Below are 18176 nucleotides of genomic sequence, written 5' to 3' on the forward strand. Positions count from 1 at the left end.
CCGCCGTGGAGTACGTCGCCCTAGAGGGCGTACCGGGCGCGGTCCTGCCCGAACTCGGCACGGACGCCGAGCTGTTGGTCCTCGGCTCCCGGGGGCGCGGCGGCTTCGCCAGCCTGCTGCTCGGCTCCAACGGCCTCGCCGTCGCGCGGGACGCCGAGTGCCCGGTCGTCATCGTGCCCCGCCCCGGCCGGGAGGTCCACGGCGAGGGGCCGGCCGAGCCCGGGCCCCGGGTGGTCGTGGGCCTGCACGCCGACAGCCCCGACGAGGCCGTCCTCGCCTTCGCCTTCGAAGAGGCCGCCCGGCGCGAGGCGCGGGTACAGGTGATCGCCGCCTACCCCTGGCCCGTGCAGACCTGGTCCGCGCCGGGCCAGCTGGTCCCGCCCATGGTCGACCAGGAGGCCGTGGAGAACGAGACGCGGGTCCTCGCCGAGGGCTTCCTCGCCCCGCACCGCGAACAGCATCCCGGCGTCCGCGCCGACGCCGCCGCGCTGCCCGGCGACGCGGCCGGGCACCTCGTCGCCGCCTCCAAGGACGCCGAACTGGTCGTCGTCGGCCGGCACCGGCGGCGGCTGCTCGCCCCGGCCCGCATGATGGGCTCCGTCACCCAGGCCGTACTCCTGCACGCGGCGAGCCCCGTCGCGGTGGTCCCGCCCCGGCCACCGGAGGACTGACGGGCCCGACCTGGTGCGTCGGACACGCCCCACCTCGCCGCCTGCCATGCACGGGGCTGTGGTGCCCCCCAGCCGCGCGTACGTCTGCACGCGGCGGGCCCCGTCGCCGCTCGCGGTACCGGGACGGCCCCCCGCCCCCCGATCACGGGCTCCCGCGGCGGTCCGGCCGTCCTTCTCGTCGGCCGCCCCCCGAGCTGATCGCCCGCCGCCCCACCGGACGCCCGCAGGTCACCCAGCGGACGCCGGGCACGTACCATGGCCGCATGTCGTTCCTCCGCCGCCGCAGCGCCACCCCTGCGGGACCCGACTTCGACGTGCTGGCCATGGATCCGGGCGACTGGCCGGGCAATCTGGGCGCGGGTCTGCTGCCCGCCCCCGACGGCACCTGCCAGGGTGTCTTCCTGCGCTACGACCTCTTCGGCGGCCGCGGCCCCGCGATGATCATCGGCAATCTGCCGGAGGGCTCCCCGGCCCGCGAGGTCGCCGAGGGCGAGATCCCCTTCGAGGTGGGCCAGCTGCTGCTGGCGCTGGAGAACGACGAGGAGGTCACCGTCGTCGGCACCGAGGACACCCCCGTCCTCCAGGGCGACAACCTCCTGATCGTGCGGCGCCTGAAGCTGTCCGAGACCCGGATCTCCTGCGTGCAGTTCGACCGCAGCGACGGCGTCCTCGTGACCATCGCCGCCTGGGACCGCCCCATCACGGACGACCTGTACGCCCTGCTGAAGCCGCTCCCGGCGGAGCTTTTCCAGCAGGGCTGAGGCACCGCCTCGCCTATCCGGCCGAACCCTCGACGGTCACGTCCGCGGCGCGGACGAACTCGACCCGGTGGCCGTACTGGATCTCGTAGTACAGGTCCTTGCCCACCACGACCCGGTGCGAGTCGGGGGTGAAGGTGACCGCGTAGTAGTACTGGCCCGGCACCTCGTCGCCGACCACGTACCTCTGCCCGGCCGGGATCGTGTACGGCAGGGGCACCACGGACTGGGCGGGGACGCCCGCCGGGTACGCCTCCTTCTCCGGGTAGGCACGGCCGTACACCGGGATGCCGGCGAGGCCGTCCCTGGGGGTCACCACCAGGCCCTTCGCCGGAACGGCCGTACGCGCCCCGCGCGGGTTCTCGAACCAGGCCTTCTGGCCCAGGTACCAGATGGCCGTCCAGTCGCCCCAGCGGTCCGCGACCGCGTACTGCTGGCCGGTGGAGACCCGGGAGGACAGGTCGTTCACATCGATCGTCGGGGCCTTCCTCAGACCGATGTCGTTGATCAGCGGCGCGTTCACGTCGTGGTCCGAGTACAGCCGCACCTCGCTGGAGCCGTGTGCCGTACACGGCTCACCCGCAGTGGTGCAGCCGGTGTACGCGGGCTGGTTCGCGGAGTAGTCCGGCAGGATCGTCACGAGTCCGCCGCCCTCGCCGGCGGTGCGCCTGAAGGGGTGGCCCAGCAGCTGGAAGTAGTGCCGCCAGTCCCAGTACGGCCCGGGGTCGGTGTGCATGCCCGGGATGGTCGAGGCGGTCGGGCCGGGCACGTTGTCGTGGCCCAGGACGTGCTGCCGGTCCAGCGGGATGTCGTACTGCCGGGACAGGTACCTCACCAGCCGCGCCGAGGACCGGTACATCGCCTCCGTGTACCAGGCGTCCGGGTTGGCGAGGAAGCCCTCGTGCTCGATGCCGATCGACCGGGCGTTGATGTCCCAGTTGCCGGCGTGCCAAGCCACGTCCTTCGCCTTGACGTGCTGGGCGATCAGACCGTCGGTGGAGCGGACGGTGTAGTTCCACGACACGTACGTCGGGTCCTGGATCAGGTTCATCACCCCGTCCCAGGCGCCCTCCGTGTCATGGATGACGATGTACTTGATGTTCTGCGACACCGGGCGGTCACCGAGGTCGTGGTTGCCGTAGTCGCCGTTCCCGAACTCGGCGTACGGCGCCCAGACGGCCTCGCAGGACACCGAGCGCGGGCACTCGACGCCGTCCGTGGGCAGCGCGCGCAGCCCGGCACGCCCCAGCTGGGCGGTGTCGGCCGTCAGCCGCGGCTGGGCCGCGAGCGTGACCTGCTGGCCGGCGTCCGTGGTGCGCTGCTCGCCGGTGCGCAGCACGTCGTACACGTCGTTCGCGTACGCCGCCGCGGTCGCCTTGTCGTCGGCGCCGGAGAAGCGCGCCACCGCGCCGTACCAGGCGGCCGGGTCGGTGCTCAGCGGCTCGCCCAGCTGCTTCTGCGCGGCGGCGAGCAGGGCCGCACCGCCGGTCACGTTCGCCGCCGGGTCGGTGCGCAGCCGGGCGGCCGGGAGGCCGGTCAGCCGCGCGGCCCTCGGCAGGGTCTTCAGACGGGCCGGGAGCGCGGACCGGGCCGGCGCCTTCACGGACGGGTGCACTGCGGGGCGGGCGCTGTCGCCGCGGGCGTCCTCGGTGCCCTCGGCGAAGTGCTCGGTCGTCGCGATCGCGGTCCGGGCATCGGTGAGGTGCATCGGGCCGTAGCCGCCGGACACGCTGGGCGCGCCGGCGTGCCAGTCCCAGCGGGACTGGAGGTAGGAGACGGCCAGCAGGACGCTCTGCGGCACGTGGTACTCGGCCGCCGCGGAGGCGAACGCGTGCTGGAGCCGGCTCGCGGAGGAGTCCGTGGCGCTCGGGGCGGGAGCCGCGCCGAGCAGCGGCAGCAACAGGGCCGCGGTGGCGAGCGGGGCGGCGGCTCGCCGCAGATGTCTGTGGCCGGGGGCGGACGTGGGATCGGTGGCGGAACCTCGCAATGCGGCCTCCTGTGACGGGCGGGCTTGGCGGGGCGTTCGGCGCCGAGCTGGGTCAGTGGTACCCGCTTGCCGACGATCCGTCAATGATGCCTTCAGGACGTTGATTTCCCACGTCACGGAGGGGTTCCGGCGAGTTTCGCGGCGGCGGTGGGCGGGCCTGCGGGGCGTCACTGGAATACACCAGTGGCCACGGTCGGCGTACCGCCCCGGACACACGAAGGTCCGCGGTGCGCCGTCGCTCCGGGCGCGCCGCGGACCTTCGTCCCCGTCAGCGGGTGCCGACCGCCGCGCGGACGGCCCGGCGGGCCATCTGGCAGTCGTCGTGCAGCCGCCTGAGCAGTAGCCGCTGTTCCTCGCCGGACGGCGCAGCAGCCGGATGGGCCGTACCCGGAGCCGCCGGGGCCGGATCGTGCATCGAACGCTGTACCGCCGTCTCGTACGTCCGGATCTCCCGGGTCAGCAGGAGCATCAGGTTCACCAGGAAGGCGTCCCGGGAGGCCGGGCCCGCCGACTGGGCGATCTGGCTGATCTGCCGGCGGGCCACCGGCGCGTCCCCGAGCACCAGCCACAGCGTCGCCAGGTCGTAGCCCGGCAGGTACCAGCCCGCGTGCTCCCAGTCCACCAGCACTGGACCGGCCGGTGAGAGCAGGATGTTCGAGAGCAGGGCGTCGCCGTGGCAGAACTGGAGCATGCCGTGCCGGCCCACCTCGTGGGCGATGCCGTGCAGCAGCTTCTGCAGGTCGCCGAGGTCCCGGTCGGTGAGCAGGCCCAGCTCGTGATACCGGGAGATCCGGGCGCCGTAGTCCAGCGGCATGTCGAACAGGCCCGCCGGGGGTCGCCAGGCGTTCACCCGGCAGACCGCGCCCAGCGCGGTTCGGATGTCGGCGCGCGGCGGCGCCTCCACCGGATGCCGCTGGAACGCGGCCACCCGGCCCGGCATGCGCTCGATCACCAGCGTGCAGTTGTCCGGGTCCGCCGCGATCAGCCGGGGCACACGGACCGGAGGCCGGTGCCGGACGAACGAGCGGTATGCGGCTATTTCATGGCGGTACCGCTCGGCCCAGGCGGGCGAGTGGTCCAGCAGACACTTGGCGACGGCGGTGCTGCGGCCTGTCGTCCCGACGAGCAGGACGGAGCGCCCGCTGCGCCGGAGCACCTGCACCGGAGCGAACTCCGGGCAGATCCGGTGCACCGAGGCGAGCGCGGTGCGCAGCTGCGCGCCCTGGGGGCCGGACAAGTCGAGTCTCCCGCTGAGCGGTTGGGTACCGGGCTGGCCCGGGATCCGCCGGGGCCGGCCCGCGCCGAGCACGGGGCCGCCCGGCCGCGCCGCCGGGTCGAGGTAGGGTCCGCCGCCCGCCGGACGGGCGCGCAGCGGCCGGGGCGGGGCGGACACGGAGGACGAGGCTGCGTACATGGGAGATACAGATCCCTTCGTGTGCCTGCGGTGCCTGCCTTCAAGCCTTGCGCGCAACCCGGCCCGGTCACCCGGGCGCACCCTGGGGAATGCGTCCGTGACACCCGGAAACACTGGGGACCCTGTGAAGGACCAGGAAGCGAACCGGGTCGGGGTGGCGCATTCCTACCTGACACCCGATGCCCAGTGGCACACCATCTGGCGGACCCTGGCGAACCGTGGCGAATAGTCGCCCGGCAACCTCCGCGGGACTACTGTCAAGTCAGCCGAGAACCTGGGGGCTTGACGTGAGCGGACAACCCAACACCCGCCTATCGGACCTGTTCGGCCTGGCCGGCTGGTCCAAGGGCGAACTCGCGAGGCTGGTCAACAAGCAGGCGGCGGCCATGGGCCACCCCCAGCTGTCGACCGACACCTCCCGGGTGCGGCGTTGGATCGACATGGGAGAGATCCCGCGCGATCCCGTGCCGCGGGTGCTGGCGGCCCTGTTCACCGAGCGTCTCGGCCGTGTCGTGACCATCGAGGACCTCGGTCTGGTTCGGCACGGGCGTGCGGGGAAACGGCAGGGCGACGGGATCGACGAACATCCCGACGGTGTGCCGTGGGCGCCCGAGCGGACCGCCGCGGTCCTCACCGAATTCACGGGAATGGACCTCATGCTCAACCGACGCGGCTTGGTGGGCGCGGGTGCCGCGCTCGCCGCGGGATCCACACTCAGCAGCGCCATGCACGACTGGCTGCACACCGACCCGGCCCTCAGGGCCGACGTCCCCGTCCTCGACGACCCCCTGCACGCCGACCCCGCCGGGTTCGACCGCTACGAGGCCGCCCCCATCGGGTCGCAGGAGATCGAGGAACTGGAGCGCTCCGTCGAGGTGTTCCGCGCCTGGGACGCCGCCCGCGGCGGCGGGCTCCAGCGCAAGGCGGTCGTGGGCCAGCTCAACGAGGTCGGCGGCATGCTCGCCTACCACCACCCACCCCACCTCCAGCGGCGCCTGTGGGGCGTCGCCGCCAACCTCGCGGTCCTCGCGGGCTGGATGTCGCACGACGTCGGCCTGGAGCCCACGGCGCAGAAGTACTTCGTCATCGCCGCCCACGCCGCCCGTGAGGGCGGTGACCGGCCGCGCGCCGGCGAGGCGCTGTCCCGGGCGGCCCGCCAGATGGTGCACCTCGGCCGGCCCGACGACGCGCTGGACCTGATGAAGCTCGCCCAGACCGGTGCCGGCGACCGCCTGCAGCCGCGTACGAAGGCGATGTTCCACACCATCGAGGCCTGGGCGCAGGCGTCGATGGGCAAGGGCCAGGCGATGCGCCGCACGCTCGGGCAGGCGGAGGACATGTTCGTCTCCGACCGGGACGAGGCCGAACCGCTCGACTGGATGCAGACCTTCAAGGACGAGGACCTGTACGGCATGCAGGCCCTCGCCTACCGGACGCTGGCCGAGTTCGACCCGGGCGCGGCCGCGCACGCCCAGTACTACGCGGAGAAGGCGTTGGCGCTGCGCATCGACGGCCGGGAGCGCTCGAAGATCTTCGACCATCTCTCCATGGCCTCGGCCTGCTTCATCGCCGACGACCCCGAACAGGCCGACCGCTACGCACGGCTGGCCCTCATGTCGATGGGTTCGAACTCCTCCCGTCGCACCTGGGACCGGCTGCGGCAGATGTACCGGCTCACCGCGGAGTACGCCGAGTACCCGAGAATCCACGAACTGCGCGAGGAGATCAGGTTCGCCCTGCCCAAGCCGAGGCCCAAGGGCGGCAACAGCGCACAGGCATAGGGGGCCTGTGCGCCGCGTTCGCCGCGCCGAGTGCTTCCGGGCGGGTCACCTCATGCGGTGACCTTGGCGACGAGCACGCACGCGTCGCCCTCGCGCCCGGTCCCGCCGAACTCCTCGACCACCGTCCGCACACAGTCCTGCGCGGTACGCGCCGCGCCGAACCGCGGGGCGAGGTCGAGCAGACGGTCCACGGACGCCGTTCCGCCGTGCCCGGACACCAGTCCCGCCGTGTGCAGCAGGAGCAGGTCGCCCGGCTCCAGGGCTGCTTCGGCCTGCCCGTAGACGGCGCCCGGGGTGGCGCCGAGCAGGAGGCCGTCCGGCGCGCTCAGCATGCGCCCCGTCCCGTCGCGGTACAGCAGCGGGGCGGGGTGTCCTGCCTGCGCCCAGACCAGGGTGCGGGTCTCGGGCCGGTAGCGGCAGCAGACGGCGCTGCCGAGGGCGGGCTGCACGGTGGCGTCGAGTAACTGGTTGAGCATGGCGAGCAGTTGACCGGGCCGGGAGCCGGCCATCGCCATGCCGCGTACGGCGCCGAGCAGGGTCGCCATGCCCGAGGCGACGGCCACCCCGTGCCCGGTGAGGTCGCCGACGCTGAGCAGCGTCTCGCCGTCGGTCAGCTCCAGCGCGTCGTACCAGTCCCCGCCGATCAGTGTGCCGGTGGCGGACGGCATGCGATGGGCGGCGAGGTCCAGGGTCCGTGGCCCCTGGTGCGGGAGCCGGAGCGAGCCGCGCCAGGGCGGCAGCACCGCCTCCTGCAGCTCGGCCGCGATCCGGTGCTCGGTCTGTTCCTGGCTGCGCCGGCGCTGCAGCGAGTCACGGGTCTCGCGCACCGTGCGCTGGCTGCGGCGCAGTTCGCTGACGTCCCGCAGCACGGCCCACATCGATGCGGTGCTGCCGTCGGCGCCGAGCACGGGCTCGCCCATCATGTGCACGGTCCGCACGCAGGCGTCGGGCCGCAGGACACGGAACTCGCCGTCGATCGGCTTGGCGTCGACCAGGCAGTCGGTCACCATCGTGGTCAGCTTCGTCCGGTCCTCGTCCAGGACCAGGGACGGCAGCTCGTCCAGGGTGAGGGCGGGGTCGCGCGGGTCGAGGCCGAGGATCTGGTACAGCTCGCCGGACCAGGTCGCCTCGTCCGTCAGCAGGTTCCACTCCGCACTGCCGACCCGGCTGAGCAGCGATCCGCGCGGGGCGGCGGCCGGCGCCGGCGGGGCGGCGGGCTCGGCCGGGGCGGGCGCAGCGGGTGCCGGGCCGTCCCGCAGCTGGGCCAAGTGGGCGTCGAGATCGTTGAGTTGGTGCAGGGCGAGGTCGTACAGGGCGCGCTGCCAGCGGTCCTCCGGGTCCGTACCGTCGTTCCGGGTGTCCCGCCGTACGGCGTCCACCTCGCCCTTGAGTCGCCGCGCCTGCGATATCAGCGCCTCGACCGAGCCGCGTCCTGGCGGTTGGGCGGCTGAGTGGTCCGCGGAGACTGGGGACGGCATTTCGCACTCCGGAGGGGAACGGTACGGCCAAGGAGGACGGGGGGACCGCTAACGACTCTCGCACAGCCCGCGACGCCCCGTAAGGGATTTGGCAACACACGATACGGTGGTGCTTCCGGCATATGCCAGAGTCTTCCCGGAGTGTTCCCGAGGCATAAATGGCGTACGCGTTCGATACTCCAAGTCGTAGAAACACTACGGGAGTTGACTCATCCGGACGACTCGGGAGCAAGGCTCATTCGCCCGTTCGACGCTCGTGTGTTCCATGATGCCGCCGACCGGCCTGTACGTATCGAAGTCTGACCGGATTTGGCGGCATGCGAAGCGCCTCCGGCGACTCCATTAAGGCATGGACATCAGCATCGAACAGCCCGCCCATGCCCGGCTCATCACCGCGGAGGACCAGGAGATCCCGGTGACCGCCACCCTGCGCTACACCACGGACGACCCGCTGGCCGTCTTCCTGGACTTCCCGGCCGAGGCCGCCCTGGAGGGCGAGGAGGTCACCTGGACCTTCGCGCGCTCCCTGCTCGACCAGGGGCTGCGCAGCCCGGCCGGGCACGGGGACGTACAGATATGGCCGTACGGACCCACCCGGACCGTGCTGGAGTTCCACTCGCCGTACGGCCTCGCCCTGCTCCAGTTCCCCGCCTCCACGCTGCGCCGTTTCCTCGTGCGCACCTACGGCGTGGTGGCGGCGGGGCAGGAGGACGTGGCCGGGGTGGTGGAACGGGGCCTGAGCGCCCTGTTCGGCGGGGTCTGAGGAGCACCCGGTGACTTTGAGCATTGTTCACCTTCGCCTCACCGCACGGGTATGGACCCTGACGATCACCGCGTGCACCCTGGCGCGCGGTGTGCCGCTGGGGCACTCCGAGGACGAGGACGGGGCCAATGACACCGATCAGCCGAAGAGGCTTCGTGGGACTGGGCGCTTCCGTGGCGGCGGGGATGGCGCTCGGCGCCGGCACCACCCGTGCTTCGGCCGCCGCGGCGACCACGGCGACCGGCACGATCAAGGACGTGCGGCACGTGGTGATCCTCATGCAGGAGAACCGCAGCTTCGACCACTACTTCGGCCGCCTGAAGGGCGTGCGCGGCTTCGCGGACCGCAGCGGCATCAGCCTGAGCGGCGGCCACCCGGTCTTCGACCAGCCGAACGGGCTGGGCCGCCAGTACCCGTGGAAGCTCAGCGCGACCCCGTCGGCGGGCGGCAAGGACGGTGAGACCCTGGCCCAGTGCAACGGCGACCTGCCCCACTCGTGGTCGTCGCAGCACTCCGCCTGGAACAAGGGCCGCATGGACAACTGGGTCCTGGGCGTCGGCAACGTCCGCTCGCTCGGGTACCTCGACCGCTCCGACATCCCCTTCCACTACGCGCTCGCCGACAACTACACCGTCTGTGACGCGTACTTCTGCTCCACGCTCAGCGCCACCGGCCCCAACCGCACCTACCTGTGGAGCGGCAAGGTCGACTCCGCCAGCTACGACGGCGGCGACGAGTCCGGCCTGACGTGGCAGAACTACGCCGAGGCGCTCCAGGCCGCCGGGGTGAGCTGGAAGGTCTACCAGAACGCGGCGGACAACTACGGCGACAACGGCTGCGCCTACTTCAAGAACTTCGCGAACGCCAAGGCCGGCGACCCGCTGTACGACCGCGGCATGGCGTCGGTTCCGAAGGCGACCGGCTCGACCCCCGACGACATCGCCGCCGCCATCAAGGCGGACGTCCTCGCGGGCACCCTCCCGCAGGTCTCCTGGGTCGTCCCCAACCAGGCGTTCTCCGAGCACCCCTACGCCCCGCCCGGCGACGGCGCCCACTTCGTCAACCTCGTCTACCAGGCCCTCGCCGCCGACCAGGACGTGTTCGACTCGACGGTCCTGTTCCTCAACTACGACGAGAACGACGGCTACTTCGACCACGTGCCCCCGCCGGCGCCGCCCGCCGGAACGGCCGGGGAGTTCCTCAACGGGGTGCCCTACGGCTTCGGGTTCCGTGTCCCGATGCTCGTCATCTCGCCCTGGACGCGCGGCGGCTGGGTGTCCTCCGAGGTCTTCGAGCACACCTCGGTGCTGCGCTTCCTGGAGACCTGGACGGCCGCCCTCGGCAAGCCCGCCGCCTGCCCCAACATCAGCGACTGGCGGCGCAGGGTGAGCGGCGACCTCACCGGCGTGTTCGACTTCGCCCACCCGGTCCACGGCCCGGTGACCCTGCCCGCGACCGGCGTCATCGGCCTCGCCACCTGCGGCCCGCTGCCCAACCCGGTGCCGACGGACAACGCCCTGCCCGCCCAGGAGACCGGCACCCGCCCCGCCCGCGCACTGCCGTACCAGCCCAACGGCTGGCTGGACCACCTGGAGTTCGGGGCCGCGGGCAAGATCCTCGCCTGGTTCACCATGGCCAACCAGGGCGCCCCGGCGACCCGCGCGGCCCACTTCTCCATCCACCCCAACGCCTACCGGGACACCACGCCCTGGCAGTACACCGTCGACGCGGGCGGCACCGCCTCCGACTCCTTCAACATCGGCACGGGCTTCGGCGGCGGCAAGTACGACCTGACGATGGTCGGACCCAACCGCTTCCTGCGCCGCTTCCAGGGCGACGCCGCCGAGGCGGGCAAGTCGGCGGAGGTGAGCAGCCGTTACGCCGTCGAGCCGGGCACCGGCAAGCTCGCCGTCTACCTCAAGATGACCAACTCGGGCACCTCGCCCGTGAAGTTCACCATCACCTCCGACCACTACCGCGGTGACGGCCCCTGGACCTACACCGTCGCCGCCGGCGCCTCGGCGGAGGACTTCTTCAACGCCGTCGCGTACCAGAGCGGCTGGTACGACTTCACGGTGACCGTGGACTCCGACGCGACCTGGTCGCGCCGGTTCACCGGGCACCTGGAGACGGGCGCCGCCAGCGTCAGCGGCTGACCCCGGCGTACAGGTCCGGGCGCGGGGCGAGGTCGACGGCCACCCGGCCGCCGGTCTCCAGCGCCCGGACCCCCGCCTCGGCGACGGCGGACGACGCGTACCCGTCCCAGACGCCCGGGCCGGTGACCTCGCCCCGCCGGGTGGCGTCGACCCAGGCCTGCACCTCGCGGTCGTAGGCGTCGGCGAAACGGACGAGATAGTCCTGCGCCACCTCCTCGCGGGCGCCGCCCCCGGCGGTGACCACCATGGTGTGCCCGTCGCCGATCCGCGCGCTGCCCGCCTCGCACACGGCCTCGCAGCGCACCTGGTAGCCGAAACCGCAGTTGACGAAGACCTCGACGTCGACCAGGGCGCCCCGCTCGGTCTCGAAGAGCACGAACTGCGGGTCGACCAGCCCTTCGGGGGCGCCCGTGGAGGACACCGGACGCAGCACGGTCACCGCCGTCAGCTCCTGCCCCAGCAGCCAGCGGGCCGCGTCGATCTCGTGCGAGACCGAGCTGTTGACGAGCATGGCGCTCGTGAAGTGGGCGGGGGAGGAGACGTTGCGGTGGGTGCAGTGCAGCATCAGCGGCCGGCCGAGGCTTCCCCCGTCCAGGAGGGCCTTCAGCCGCTGGTACTCGGCGTCGTACCGGCGCATGAAGCCGATCTGCGCCAGCCGGCGACCGAGCCGCACCTCGGCCTCCACGACCCGGAGCGCGCCCGCGGAGTCCGGCACCATGGGCTTCTCGCACAGCACCGGCAGTCCCCGGGCGAACGCGGCGAGCAGCGCCTCCTCATGGGCGGGACCGGGGGAGGCGACCAGGACGGCAGCCACGCCGGGAGCGTCCAGCGCGGACTGCGGATCCGTGTGCACGGTGACGTCCGTGAGGCCCGCGACGGCCTCCTTCGCCCGCTCGACATCGGGATCGGCCACGGCCGCGACCCGGGCGCCGCTGACCACCCGGTCGAGACGGCGTATGTGGTCGGCCCCCATGTGTCCCGTACCCAGTACCGCAACACCCAGCAGCTCACCCATGCGCGCGCTCCCTCTCGCCGACAATCACGCCGTAGCGTACGCCGACGAGAGAGCGCTTACTCCGGGGTCTCGGCCGGGACGCCGGGGTGGGGGCTCAGAACCGCAGCACTCCGGCGATCCCGTCCGCGTCGCCCAGCATGCCGTCGGGCACGAAGCGGACGTCGGCGCCGGTCTCCAGGCACTGCTCCACGATCTCGTCCACGATGTCCTCGCGGGCGTCCAGGTCACCGGGCTCGGCCGGCACCAGATGCTCGCCGATGTCGCGGACGATCGCGCGGTAGCCCTCCTCCACGGCCAGCAGCCGCACCCGGCCCTCCCGGGCGCTCTGCCACAGCTCGTCCAGGCCGGCGGCGAAGGTCCGGTGGCCGCGCGCGGAGGTCAGCTCACGGACCACGGAGGAGGTGTCCTTCGACTCCTCCGCCTCCAGGACCGGCCGGACGGCCTGCCACACGGTGTCGGCACCGGAGTGGGCGAGCCCGCCGTGCCGCACGTGCACGGCGTCCTTGGCGACGCTGCCGACCTCGTCCAGCAGCGAGAGCGCCGCCCGTTCGCCGGTGACGTACAGCGGCCGGGGCTGGTCGCGCAGGACCGTGCTCATCGCGGTGTCGGCCTCGCGCAGGAACTGGCGGGTGCCCTCGTCGCGGAAGGTGCTCGGCAGATCGCCGATGCGCTCCTGCCGCTCGGCGTCGAAGTTGGGCCGGCTCCGGATCAGCGGGAAGCCCCCGGCGCGGTCCTCGACGACCCGGTCCGGGCCCCCGCTCCACAGGGTGACGCGGTCGGCGGAGACCGACAGGACCCAGAACGGCCGCTCGGCGGCCTGGGCGGCGACCAGGTTGCGGGTGAGGAAGGTGTCGGACAGCACCACACGTTCGGGAACGGCGCGGCCCAGGGACCAGACCTGGTGCTCGCCCGGGGCGGCGAAGATCACCAGGCCGTCCTCGGCGTGCGCGAGGTCCACGTCCGCCAGCGCGCGGTCGAGCTGTGCCTCGACCTCCGCGCGCCGCTCACGGGTCACGGCCGGATCGGACTCCAGGCGCTTCCTGGCCTCGGCCAGTACGTTGCGCAGCCGGACCGGATCCTGGCCGCTCTCGGCTCCGCGGCGGTGTGTCGGGGTCAGCACGGACACCGCAGGATAGGGCCGCGGACGCCGCAGTTCGGCAAGGGTTGCGGGACTCAGTGCGTGCTCCATGACAGCACGATAGGGCCGATTCACCTGTACGGCATTCGGGGTGATTCGGACGCGGCGAACTCCGTGGATTCCTTGCCCGGTGCCGGTGACTACGGGCCGTGCGGGAGGCTACCGTACCCGTCAGTAACCGGTCCGTACCCGCATCCCCAGGAGGCCCCCATGCCGCAGCTCGAAGTCGCCGGAGCGGCCCTGACGTACGACGACGAGGGCCCCCGCGACGCGGCGGACGCGCCCCTGGTGTTCGTCCACGGCTGGACCGCGGACCGGCACCGCTGGGACCACCAGATCGCCCACTTCTCCGAAAGACGCCGGGTGATCCGGCTGGACCTGCGCGGACACGGGGAGAGCACCGGCGCCGGGGTGCGCACGATCGCGGAGCTGGCCGAGGACGTCCTCGCGCTCCTCGACCACCTCGGGGCCGAGCGGTTCGTGCTGGTCGGCCACTCCATGGGCGGGATGATCGCGCAGACCATCGCCCTCGCCCACCCCGAGCGGGTGGAGCGCATGGTCCTGGTGGGCTCCATCGGCCGGATGACCTACAGCCGCGGCCGGGGCCTGCTGATGGCGGCGTCCACGCTGGTGCCGTTCAAGCTGTTCGTCGCCGCCAACATCCAGCGGGCGTTCGCGCCCGGCTACCCGCGCGAGGAGGTCCGCGCGCACATCCGCGCCTCGGCCGGCACCCCCCGCGAGGTCGTCATGACGCTGTACGGCGCCATGCGCGCCTTCGACGTGCTCGACCGCGCCGGCGAGATCCGTACGCCCACCCTGATGGTGCACGGATACCACGACGTCCAGCTGCCGGTGGGGCAGATGCTCCGGATGGCCAAGGCGTACCCGAACGCGATCGTCCGGATCCTGGACGCGGGGCATGAGCTGCCCCTGGAGAAGCCGGCCGAACTGACCGAGGTGCTGGACCGGTTTCTGACTGCGAAGCTGTGACGGGCTACCGCTTGGGGAATTTTTTGCCTGTGGCCTGTTCCCGTGGCCCCCGGCGGGGTGGCGGGGCGGTTCCTCGATTTCGCGGAGGCAAAACACGGCCGAAACCATGGGGGAGGGTCGGCCGGTCGGGCTACGGCCGCGTTGACCGGCACCGAGTGCCTGACGGACGCTCGTCATATAGGTGCTCGATGCAACTGGTCCGCCGGCCGGGCCCGGCCACCCCGGGCAGCGCGGGTGGGCGAGAAGCGGGCCGCCGGCCGTAGGCAGGAGGTAGCGCATGTGCGGCATCACCGGATGGGTCTCCTTCGACCGTGACCTGACCGCCGAGGCCACCGCGTTGCATGCGATGACCGAGACCATGGCCTGCCGGGGCCCGGACGACCGGGGCACCTGGGCCGAGGGCCCCGCCGCCCTCGGCCACCGCCGGCTCGCCATCATCGACCTGCCCGGCGGCCGCCAGCCGATGTCCCTCGCCACCCCCGAGGGAAACGTCGCCCTGGTCTACTCCGGGGAGACGTACAACTTCAGCGAACTGCGCCGGGAACTCGAGGGCCGGGGCCACCGCTTCACCACCGACTCCGACACCGAGGTGGTCCTGCACGGCTACCTCGAATGGGGCGACGCCGTCGCCGAACGCCTCAACGGCATGTACGCGTTCGCCGTGTGGGACGGCCGCCACGACAAGCTCGTGATGATCCGCGACCGCATGGGCATCAAGCCCTTCTACTACCACCCCACCCCGGACGGCGTCCTGTTCGGTTCCGAGCCCAAGGCGATCCTCGCCAACCCGCTGGCCCGCCGCCGGGTCACCCTGGACGGACTGCGTGAGCTGTTCGTCCTGATCAAGACACCCGGACACGCCGTCTGGGACGGCATGCGCGAGGTGGAGCCGGGCACGGTCGTCACCGTCGACCGCTCCGGCCTCTCCACCCGCGTCTACTGGCGGCTGGAGACCCGCCCGCACCCGGACGACCGTGAGACCACCATCGCCACCGTGCGCTCGCTCCTCGACGACATCGTGCGCCGCCAGCTGGTCGCCGACGTCCCGCGCTGCACCCTGCTCTCCGGGGGCCTCGACTCCTCCGCCATGACCGCGCTCGCCGCCCGCCAACTCGCCGAACACGGCGAGAAGGTGCGCAGCTTCGCCGTCGACTTCGTCGGCCAGGCCGACAACTTCGTCGCCGACGAACTGCGCGCCACCCCCGACACCCCGTTCGTGCACGACGTGGCCCGGCTCGCCGGCACCGACCACCAGGACATCGTCCTCGACGCCCAGGCCCTCGCCGACCCCGCCGTCCGCGAGCAGGTGATCCGGGCCCGCGATCTGCCAGCCGGCTTCGGCGACATGGACACCTCGCTGCTGCTCCTCTTCCGCGCCGTCCGGCAGAAGTCCACGGTCGCCCTGTCCGGCGAGTCCGCCGACGAGGTCTTCGGCGGCTACCTCCAGTTCTTCGACGAGGACGCCCGCCGCGCCGACACCTTCCCCTGGTTGGTGCGCTTCGGCCGCCACTTCGGCGACGACACCGACGTGCTGCGCGCCGACCTCACCAAGTCCCTGGACCTGGAGGGGTACATCGCCGACGGTTACCGCACGGCCGTCGCGCACATCCACCGCCTGGCCGGCGAGAGCGACTTCGAGTACCGCATGCGGCAGATGAGCCATCTGCACCTGACCCGCTTCGTGCGCGCCCTGCTCGACCGCAAGGACCGGATGAGCATGGCCGTCGGCCTGGAGGTGCGGGTGCCGTTCTGCGACCACCGGCTGGTCGAGTACGTGTACAACGCCCCCTGGGCCCTGAAGTCCTTCGACGGCCGGGAGAAGAGCCTGCTGAGGGAGGCGGCCGCGGACGTCCTGCCCCGCTCGGTGTACGACCGGGTGAAGAGCCCGTACCCGTCCACGCAGGACCCGCGGTACGCCCGCGCCCTGCAGGAGCAGGCCAAGGACCTGCTCGCCCGGCCCGCCCACCCGGTCTTCGACCTGGTGGACCGGGACCGGGTCCGGCAGGCGGCCGAGCGCGACACCCCGGTCAGCACCCAGGTGGCCCGGCGCGGTCTGGAACGCACCCTGGACCTCGCCGGATGGCTGGACCTCTACTCGCCGCAGCTCACACTCGGCTGACTCCCATGATCCGGTCCGCGGCCGCCGCCGAGGGCTGCCACCACGTCGTCACCGGCTCCCACACCAGCACCCGCGTGCCGGTGCCGAGCCGGGCGGCGGTGAAGGAGGCGCCCCGGTGCGTGGCGGACGCGGCGACGGTGACCGTGTCCACCCGGCGGGCCTCCGGGTCCGCAGGGTCGCGGATGGTCCGGACGTCGGCGTAGGCGGTCCCGCCCGCCGCCAGCGGGTAGGCGCCGGTGCCGCCCGCCGGCACCGGCAGCGCGGCCCCGTCCAGATTCCCGAAGACCACCGTGGGCACATGGTCGACGACGCAGTTGCTGCACGCCGTACACCGGCAGCGACCCGTCGAGCAGTAACTGGTCCAGGCAGCCGAGCAGGACCATCGCGGCCGTGCAGAACAGTCCGCTGCCGAGCCCCGTCAGCCGGGCGTTCGGCAGCGGCCGGCCCGGTGGCACCGGCCGGGCGACCCGTACCCGCCGTACGGAGCGTCCCGTCCGCTGCCCGGCGGGCCCGCGCCGGGCCTGCGGCGGCAGGGGGGCCGGCGGCGTGCCACCTCGCCGTCCGTCGTTCGGGCGTCGCGTTCTGTGTTGCTCCATTGGACCAACTTAGGTCTGCTTATGTGTCGAATCGCCACCCAGACACGCCGATGCGCGGAGCTTGGCCGAGCGTGTGACGCTCCCGGGAGGCCGTTGGCCGGAACGCCGTAGACTGGTGGATCGGCCAGTGTCTCTGGCCCTCACAGCCCCCAGCTCCTGGCCCTCTCATCCACGGGAAGTCGCAACGTGTCGCTCACGATCGGAATCGTCGGCCTGCCCAATGTCGGCAAGTCGACCCTGTTCAACGCCCTGACCAAGAACGACGTGCTGGCGGCCAACTACCCGTTCGCCACGATCGAGCCGAACGTCGGCGTGGTCGGCGTCCCGGACGGCCGTCTCGCCCGGCTGGCGTCGATCTTCAAGTCGGAGCGCATCCTTCCGGCCACCGTCGACTTCGTGGACATCGCCGGCATCGTGCGCGGCGCCTCCGAGGGCGAGGGCCTGGGCAACAAGTTCCTCGCGAACATCCGTGAGTCCGACGCGATCTGCCAGGTCATCCGCGCCTTCAAGGACGAGAACGTCGTCCACGTCGACGGCAAGGTCTCGCCGAAGGACGACATCGAGACGATCAACACCGAGCTGATCCTCGCCGACCTCCAGACGATCGAGAAGGTCCTGCCCCGGCTCCAGAAGGAGTCCCGGATCAAGAAGGACATCGGGCCCAAGGTCAAGGCGGTCGAGGAGGCCAAGGAGATCCTGGAGAAGGGCGACACGCTCTTCGCGCACGGCATCGTCCAGGGCACCGAGCGCAACGAGCTGCTGCACGACCTGCACCTGCTCACCACCAAGCCGTTCCTCTACGTCTTCAACGTCGACGAGGACGAGCTGGTCGACGAGGAGTTCAAGAACGAGCAGCGCGCCCTGGTCGCCCCGGCCGAGGCGATCTTCCTCAACGCCAAGCTGGAGGCGGACCTCGCCGAGCTGGACGAGGAGGAGGCCCTGGAGCTCCTGCAGTCGGTCGGCCAGGACGAGCCCGGCCTCGCCACCCTCGCCCGCGTCGGCTTCGCCACCCTCGGCCTGCAGACCTACCTGACGGCCGGTCCCAAGGAGTCCCGCGCCTGGACCATCAAGAAGGGCGCCACGGCCCCCGAGGCGGCCGGTGTCATCCACACCGACTTCCAGAAGGGCTTCATCAAGGCCGAGGTCATCTCCTTCGGCGACCTGGTCGAGACCGGCTCCGTCGCCGAGGCCCGCTCCAAGGGCAAGGCCCGCATGGAGGGCAAGGACTACGTGATGCAGGACGGGGACGTGGTGGAGTTCCGCTTCAACGTCTGACGCGCGAAAAGGGCCGGCCCCGGCGGGGCCGGCCC

The 18176-nt window shown here is 72.2% G+C and carries 13 protein-coding genes and 1 pseudogene; 8 read left to right on the forward strand and 6 right to left on the reverse strand.

Annotation, left to right across the window (positions count from 1 at the left end):
• Both ACWEN3_RS20990 and ACWEN3_RS20995 read left to right on the forward strand, forming a co-directional pair.
• Positions 1 to 671, forward strand: a 671-nt coding sequence (locus tag ACWEN3_RS20990) for a universal stress protein (RefSeq protein ID WP_452973011.1), incomplete at its 5' end; no start/stop codon positions are given.
• A 263-nt stretch (positions 672 to 934) separates the two neighbouring features.
• Positions 935 to 1432: a hypothetical protein gene (locus tag ACWEN3_RS20995; protein WP_452973014.1), complete on the forward strand. Its 498-nt coding sequence runs from the start codon at positions 935 to 937 to the stop codon at positions 1430 to 1432.
• Positions 1433 to 1445: 13 nt separating this feature from the next.
• Here ACWEN3_RS20995 and ACWEN3_RS21000 read toward each other — a convergent pair whose 3' ends face one another.
• Together ACWEN3_RS21000 and ACWEN3_RS21005 are read right to left on the reverse strand one after the other, a co-directional pair.
• Positions 1446 to 3416: an N-acetylmuramoyl-L-alanine amidase gene (locus ACWEN3_RS21000; RefSeq protein ID WP_452973017.1), complete on the reverse strand. Its 1971-nt coding sequence runs from the start codon at positions 3414 to 3416 to the stop codon at positions 1446 to 1448.
• Positions 3417 to 3684: 268 nt separating this feature from the next.
• Positions 3685 to 4830 (reverse strand): aminoglycoside phosphotransferase family protein, encoded by a 1146-nt coding sequence (locus ACWEN3_RS21005; RefSeq protein ID WP_452973020.1) that lies wholly within the window; start codon positions 4828 to 4830, stop codon positions 3685 to 3687.
• Positions 4831 to 5117: 287 nt separating this feature from the next.
• Here ACWEN3_RS21005 and ACWEN3_RS21010 point away from each other — a divergent pair, with 287 nt between their 5' ends.
• Positions 5118 to 6611, forward strand: coding sequence for a DNA-binding protein NsdB (locus ACWEN3_RS21010; RefSeq protein ID WP_452973023.1), 1494 nt, complete (start codon positions 5118 to 5120; stop codon positions 6609 to 6611).
• Between the two features lie 50 nt (positions 6612 to 6661).
• Here the strand turns inward: ACWEN3_RS21010 and ACWEN3_RS21015 are convergent, their stop codons facing one another.
• Positions 6662 to 8089: a PP2C family protein-serine/threonine phosphatase gene (locus ACWEN3_RS21015; RefSeq protein ID WP_452973026.1), complete on the reverse strand. Its 1428-nt coding sequence runs from the start codon at positions 8087 to 8089 to the stop codon at positions 6662 to 6664.
• 349 nt (positions 8090 to 8438) lie between these two features.
• Between ACWEN3_RS21015 and ACWEN3_RS21020 the strand changes: the two genes are divergently transcribed.
• Positions 8439 to 8852, forward strand: a complete 414-nt coding sequence (locus ACWEN3_RS21020; RefSeq protein WP_452973029.1) for an SsgA family sporulation/cell division regulator — start codon at positions 8439 to 8441, stop codon at positions 8850 to 8852.
• A 128-nt stretch (positions 8853 to 8980) separates the two neighbouring features.
• Complete coding sequence (locus ACWEN3_RS21025; RefSeq protein ID WP_452973032.1) at positions 8981 to 11008, forward strand: phosphocholine-specific phospholipase C; 2028 nt, start codon at positions 8981 to 8983, stop codon at positions 11006 to 11008.
• On the opposite strand, the gene ACWEN3_RS21030 is transcribed toward ACWEN3_RS21025, so the two are convergent.
• Positions 10998 to 12023 (reverse strand): Gfo/Idh/MocA family protein, encoded by a 1026-nt coding sequence (locus ACWEN3_RS21030; RefSeq protein WP_452973036.1) that lies wholly within the window; start codon positions 12021 to 12023, stop codon positions 10998 to 11000. The two genes, ACWEN3_RS21025 and ACWEN3_RS21030, sit on opposite strands and share 11 nt — an antisense overlap.
• Before the next feature lie 94 nt (positions 12024 to 12117).
• Positions 12118 to 13212 (reverse strand): baeRF3 domain-containing protein, encoded by a 1095-nt coding sequence (locus ACWEN3_RS21035; protein ID WP_452973039.1) that lies wholly within the window; start codon positions 13210 to 13212, stop codon positions 12118 to 12120.
• Positions 13213 to 13371: 159 nt separating this feature from the next.
• Between ACWEN3_RS21035 and ACWEN3_RS21040 the strand changes: the two genes are divergently transcribed.
• Both ACWEN3_RS21040 and asnB read left to right on the forward strand, forming a co-directional pair.
• The gene (locus tag ACWEN3_RS21040; RefSeq protein WP_452973041.1) at positions 13372 to 14151 is read left to right on the forward strand and encodes an alpha/beta fold hydrolase; all 780 of its coding nucleotides are present in this window, start codon (positions 13372 to 13374) and stop codon (positions 14149 to 14151) included.
• A 277-nt stretch (positions 14152 to 14428) separates the two neighbouring features.
• Complete coding sequence (gene asnB / locus ACWEN3_RS21045; protein ID WP_452973044.1) at positions 14429 to 16270, forward strand: asparagine synthase (glutamine-hydrolyzing); 1842 nt, start codon at positions 14429 to 14431, stop codon at positions 16268 to 16270.
• On the opposite strand, the pseudogene ACWEN3_RS21050 reads toward asnB, so the two are convergent.
• Positions 16257 to 16577, reverse strand: a pseudogene (locus ACWEN3_RS21050) (DUF4232 domain-containing protein); the annotation flags it as partial. The gene asnB and the pseudogene ACWEN3_RS21050 overlap by 14 nt on opposite strands.
• A gap of 475 nt (positions 16578 to 17052) precedes the next feature.
• Here ACWEN3_RS21050 and ychF point away from each other — a divergent pair.
• The gene (gene ychF / locus ACWEN3_RS21055) at positions 17053 to 18141 is read left to right on the forward strand and encodes a redox-regulated ATPase YchF (protein WP_452973046.1); all 1089 of its coding nucleotides are present in this window, start codon (positions 17053 to 17055) and stop codon (positions 18139 to 18141) included.
• The last annotated feature ends 35 nt before the right edge of the window (positions 18142 to 18176 follow it).

Source organism: Streptomyces sp. NPDC004561 (assembly GCF_053602155.1).

Excerpts from the sequence above, each read along its gene's own strand:
- ACWEN3_RS21030 (WP_452973036.1), bottom strand. The coding sequence starts at position 12,023 with ATGGGTGAGCTGCTGGGTGTTGCGGTACTGGGTACGGGACACATGGGG.
- ACWEN3_RS21025 (WP_452973032.1), top strand. The coding sequence starts at position 8,981 with ATGACACCGATCAGCCGAAGAGGCTTCGTGGGACTGGGCGCTTCCGTG.
- ACWEN3_RS21005 (WP_452973020.1), bottom strand. The coding sequence starts at position 4,830 with ATGTACGCAGCCTCGTCCTCCGTGTCCGCCCCGCCCCGGCCGCTGCGC.
- ACWEN3_RS21015 (WP_452973026.1), bottom strand. The coding sequence starts at position 8,089 with ATGCCGTCCCCAGTCTCCGCGGACCACTCAGCCGCCCAACCGCCAGGA.
- ACWEN3_RS21020 (WP_452973029.1), top strand. The coding sequence starts at position 8,439 with ATGGACATCAGCATCGAACAGCCCGCCCATGCCCGGCTCATCACCGCG.
- ACWEN3_RS20995 (WP_452973014.1), top strand. The coding sequence starts at position 935 with ATGTCGTTCCTCCGCCGCCGCAGCGCCACCCCTGCGGGACCCGACTTC.
- ACWEN3_RS21040 (WP_452973041.1), top strand. The coding sequence starts at position 13,372 with ATGCCGCAGCTCGAAGTCGCCGGAGCGGCCCTGACGTACGACGACGAG.
- ACWEN3_RS21035 (WP_452973039.1), bottom strand. The coding sequence starts at position 13,212 with ATGGAGCACGCACTGAGTCCCGCAACCCTTGCCGAACTGCGGCGTCCG.
- asnB (WP_452973044.1), top strand. The coding sequence starts at position 14,429 with ATGTGCGGCATCACCGGATGGGTCTCCTTCGACCGTGACCTGACCGCC.